At 56.3% G+C, this 5385-nt stretch carries 3 rRNA genes; all 3 read right to left on the bottom strand.

Annotated elements, in window-relative coordinates:
- Positions 1-8: 8 nt before the first annotated feature.
- Positions 9-123 (bottom strand): 5S ribosomal RNA (gene rrf, locus ABGB19_RS26010).
- A 108-nt stretch (positions 124-231) separates the two neighbouring features.
- Positions 232-3357, bottom strand: a 23S ribosomal RNA gene (locus ABGB19_RS26005).
- 348 nt (positions 3358-3705) lie between these two features.
- Positions 3706-5227 (bottom strand): 16S ribosomal RNA (locus ABGB19_RS26000).
- The 16S, 23S and 5S rRNA genes sit together here, the layout of an rRNA operon.
- Between the last annotated feature and the right edge of the window lie 158 nt (positions 5228-5385).

Raw genomic sequence — 5385 nt, 5'->3', positions numbered from 1 at the left:
TAATTTGTGTTCGGCGGTGTCCTACTTTTCCACCCGTGTTGGGTAGTATCATTGGCGCTGGCAGGCTTAGCTTCCGGGTTCGGGATGGGTCCGGGCGTTTCCCTGTCGCTATTGACCGCCGTAACTCTATTTATTTTGTGGTGCCCACTGTGGTGTGGTGGGTTGTTTTGTGTCCCCGGTGTTTTTGGTGGTGGGGTGTGGGTTGGTTGTGGGTGTGGTTGCGGGTTTGTTTGTTGTAAGTTTTCGGCCGGTTAGTGCCAGTTCCCTGAACTTATTGCTAAGTGTGTAGGTCTGGTCTATCGATCCCGTGGTCTGCGGGGGGCCTTATCCCACTTGATGGGTGAGAAGCCTGGTCTTGGAGGGGGTTTCCCGCTTAGATGCTTTCAGCGGTTATCCTGTCCGAACGTGGCTATCCAGCGGTGCCCCTGGTGGGACAACTGGTGTACCAGAGGTTCGTCCGTCCCGGTCCTCTCGTACTAGGGACAGGTTTCCTCAAGCTTCTGACGCGCGCGGCGGATAGAGACCGAACTGTCTCACGACGTTCTAAACCCAGCTCGCGTGCCGCTTTAATGGGCGAACAGCCCAACCCTTGGGACCTGCTCCAGCCCCAGGATGCGACGAGCCGACATCGAGGTGCCAAACCATCCCGTCGATATGGACTCTTGGGGAAGATCAGCCTGTTATCCCCGGGGTACCTTTTATCCGTTGAGCGACACCCCTTCCACTCGGGGGTGCCGGATCACTAGTCCCGACTTTCGTCCCTGCTTGACGTGTCAGTCTCGCAGTCAAGCTCCCTTGTGCACTTACACTCAACACCTGATTGCCGTCCAGGTTGAGGGAACCTTTGGGCGCCTCCGTTACTTTTTAGGAGGCAACCGCCCCAGTTAAACTACCCGCCAGGCACTGTCCCTGAACCGGATAGACGGTTCGAGGTTAGAGGCCCAATACGATCAGAGTGGTATTTCAACAACGACTCCACACTGACTGGCGTCAGTGTTTCACAGTCTCCCACCTATCCTACACAAACCGTATCGAGCACCAATACCAAGTTGTAGTGAAGGTCCCGGGGTCTTTTCGTCCTGCCGCGCGTAACGAGCATCTTTACTCGTAATGCAATTTCGCCGAGTCTATGGTTGAGACAGCTGAGAAGTCGTTACGCCATTCGTGCAGGTCGGAACTTACCCGACAAGGAATTTCGCTACCTTAGGATGGTTATAGTTACCACCGCCGTTTACTGGGGCTTAAATTCTCCGCTTCACCCCGAGGGGTTAACGGGTCCTCTTAACCTTCCAGCACCGGGCAGGCGTCAGTCCGTATACATCGTCTTGCGACTTCGCACGGACCTGTGTTTTTAGTAAACAGTCGCTTCTCACTGGTTTGTGCCACCCACTTGTGCTCGGGACCGCAAGGGTCCGTCACACCGTGTGGGTCCCCCTTCTCCCGAAGTTACGGGGGCATTTTGCCGAGTTCCTTAACCATAGTTCACTCGTACGCCTCGGTATTCTCTACCTGACCACCTGTGTTGGTTTGGGGTACGGGCCGTGTATGCGCTCGCTAGAGGCTTTTCTCGACAGCATAGGATCACCGAATTCGCCTCACTCGGCTATGCATCACCTCTCAGGATTTGTGAACGACGGATTTGCCTATCGTTCTCCCTACAGGTTTGCCCCAGTATTACCACTGACTGGTACGGCTACCTTCCTGCGTCACCCCATCGCTTGACTACTACCCACACGGGTCCCACGCAGCCGGCGACCCCCGCCCCCTCGAAAGGGATTGGTAGGCCACCTTTTGGGTGGTTAGCGGTGTGGATTCGTCAGGGACGCTCATACACGGGTACGGGAATATCAACCCGTTGTCCATCGACTACGCCTGTCGGCCTCGCCTTAGGTCCCGACTCACCCTGGGCGGACTGGCCTGGCCCAGGAACCCTTGGTCTTCCGGCGGGCAAGGTTCTCACTTGCCTTATCGCTACTCATGCCTGCATTCTCACTCCCCCACCCTCCACCACCCGTTTACACGGTGGCTTCACCGGATGAGGGACGCTCCCCTACCCATCGAATAACTTCGATGCCGCGGCTTCGGCGGTGTGCTTGAGCCCCGCTACATTATCGGCGCACAATCACTTGACCAGTGAGCTATTACGCACTCTTTCAAGGGTGGCTGCTTCTAAGCCAACCTCCTGGTTGTCTTCGCGACTGCACATCCTTTTCCACTTAGCACACGCTTAGGGGCCTTAGCCGGCGATCTGGGCTGTTTCCCTCTCGACGCACGGAGCTTATCCCCCGCCGTCTCACTGCCACACTTTGACTTGTCGGCATTCGGAGTTTGGCTGACGTCAGTAACCTAGTAGGGCCCATCGGCCATCCAGTAGCTCTACCTCCAACAAGAAACATGCGACGCTGCACCTAAATGCATTTCGGGGAGAACCAGCTATCACGGAGTTTGATTGGCCTTTCACCCCTACCCACAACTCATCCCCTCAGTCTTCAACCTAAGTGGGTTCGGGCCTCCACGCGGTCTTACCCGCGCTTCACCCTGGCCATGGGTAGATCACTCCGCTTCGGGTCCAGAACACACCACTACACACGCCACTACTGACGTGATACGCCCTATTCAGACTCGCTTTCGCTGCGGCTACCCCACCCGGGTTAACCTCGCGACATGTCCCTGACTCGCAGGCTCATTCTTCAAAAGGCACGCCATCACCCCACAACAAAGTCGAGGGCTCTGACGGATTGTAGGCACACGGTTTCAGGTACTCTTTCACTCCCCTCCCGGGGTACTTTTCACCATTCCCTCACGGTACTGATCCGCTATCGGTCACTGAGAAGTATTCAGGCTTACCGGGTGGTCCCGGCAGATTCACAGCAGATTCCACGGGCCCGCTGCTACTCGGGGAAAACATTTCACGAAAGCCGTTGAGTTTTCGTCTACGGGGCTCTCACCCACTACGGCAGACCATCCCAGGCCACTTCAACTAACCCAACGGTTTATCACTTTCGCTTCTCTCGGCGGAGAGAAGAAGAAACGCCCCACAACACCGCACACACAACCCCCGCCGGGTATCACATGCACACGGTTTAGCCATCCTCCGCTTTCGCTCGCCACTACTCACGGAATCACAATTGTTTTCTCTTCCTACGGGTACTGAGATGTTTCACTTCCCCGCGTTCCCCCCTGCACCCTATGTATTCAGATGCAGGTGACACGACATCACTCGTGCCGGGTTTCCCCATTCGGACATCCTCGGATCCACGCTCGGTTGACAGCTCCCCGAGGCATAACGCAGCCTCCCACGTCCTTCATCGGCTCCCAGTGCCAAGGCATCCACCATGCGCCCTTAAACACTTACACACAAACACTATTACAGAAGAAATTGCATGAAACAAAAGCCCACAAGGCTCCTGTTTCAGATGCTCGCAACCACTATCCACAAATCAAACACCACACCCCACCACCAAAGACGGGGCGACAACCAGTCCTATCCCCGGTTTCCCACACTCGGGACGAAGAGATAGCGGGCTTGTTGTCTCAAAGCCCAATAGTGTGTCTGGCAATTCCATCACCGCAGTAATCCCGCTGCGGCTCAACGTTTGTCGTGCACCCACCGGTAACGCCCACTACAGGCGCCGGCACTGATCTCCCAACCGCGAACCCCTCACACATGTGAGGCACGGGGGAACAATTAACGGTGCTCCTTAGAAAGGAGGTGATCCAGCCGCACCTTCCGGTACGGCTACCTTGTTACGACTTCGTCCCAATCGCCGATCCCACCTTCGACGGCTCCCTCCCACAAGGGGTTAGGCCACCGGCTTCGGGTGTTACCGACTTTCATGACGTGACGGGCGGTGTGTACAAGGCCCGGGAACGTATTCACCGCAGCGTTGCTGATCTGCGATTACTAGCGACTCCGACTTCACGGGGTCGAGTTGCAGACCCCGATCCGAACTGAGACCGGCTTTGAAAGGATTCGCTCCACCTCACGGCATCGCAGCCCTTTGTACCGGCCATTGTAGCATGTGTGAAGCCCTGGACATAAGGGGCATGATGACTTGACGTCATCCCCACCTTCCTCCGAGTTGACCCCGGCAGTCTCTCACGAGTCCCCGCCATAACGCGCTGGCAACATGAGACAAGGGTTGCGCTCGTTGCGGGACTTAACCCAACATCTCACGACACGAGCTGACGACAGCCATGCACCACCTGCACACAGGCCACAAGGGAACCGACATCTCTGCCGGCGTCCTGTGCATGTCAAACCCAGGTAAGGTTCTTCGCGTTGCATCGAATTAATCCACATGCTCCGCCGCTTGTGCGGGCCCCCGTCAATTCCTTTGAGTTTTAGCCTTGCGGCCGTACTCCCCAGGCGGGGTACTTAATGCGTTAGCTACGGCACGGATCCCAAGGAAGAAACCCACACCTAGTACCCACCGTTTACGGCGTGGACTACCAGGGTATCTAATCCTGTTCGCTCCCCACGCTTTCGCTCCTCAGCGTCAGTTACTGCCCAGAGACCCGCCTTCGCCACCGGTGTTCCTCCTGATATCTGCGCATTCCACCGCTACACCAGGAATTCCAGTCTCCCCTGCAGTACTCCAGTCTGCCCGTATCGCCCGCACGCCCACAGTTAAGCTGTGAGTTTTCACGGACAACGCGACAAACCACCTACGAGCTCTTTACGCCCAGTAATTCCGGACAACGCTCGCACCCTACGTATTACCGCGGCTGCTGGCACGTAGTTGGCCGGTGCTTCTTCTATAGGTACCGTCACTTGCGCTTCGTCCCTATTGAAAGAGGTTTACAACCCGAAGGCCGTCATCCCTCACGCGGCGTCGCTGCATCAGGCTTGCGCCCATTGTGCAATATTCCCCACTGCTGCCTCCCGTAGGAGTCTGGGCCGTATCTCAGTCCCAGTGTGGCCGGACACCCTCTCAGGCCGGCTACCCGTCGTCGCCTTGGTAGGCCATCACCCCACCAACAAGCTGATAGGCCGCGGGCCCATCCCACACCGCAAAAGCTTTCCCCCACCCACCATGCAGCAGGAGAGGTGTATTCGGTATTAGACCCAGTTTCCCAGGCTTATCCCAAAGTGCAGGGCAGATCACCCACGTGTTACTCACCCGTTCGCCACTCGAGCACCCCCGAAAGGGCCTTTCCGTTCGACTTGCATGTGTTAAGCACGCCGCCAGCGTTCGTCCTGAGCCAGGATCAAACTCTCCAAACAAAAACCAAAAAAGGCCGTTCAGAACAATCCGAACCAAGCAACCAGTCCAAAACTGGTCAAAAAAACATCACACCCCTAAACGGGAAAAAAGGATGCGACAAAAAACAACAAACAAAAACCACCAAACACACTATTGAGTTCTCAAACAACACACCCGC

Source organism: Mycobacterium sp. B14F4 (assembly GCF_039871645.1).
Lineage (GTDB): Bacteria > Actinomycetota > Actinomycetes > Mycobacteriales > Mycobacteriaceae > Mycobacterium.
Note: the sequence above shows the minus strand (reverse complement) of the source record. Positions and strands in the feature narration are given on the sequence as shown.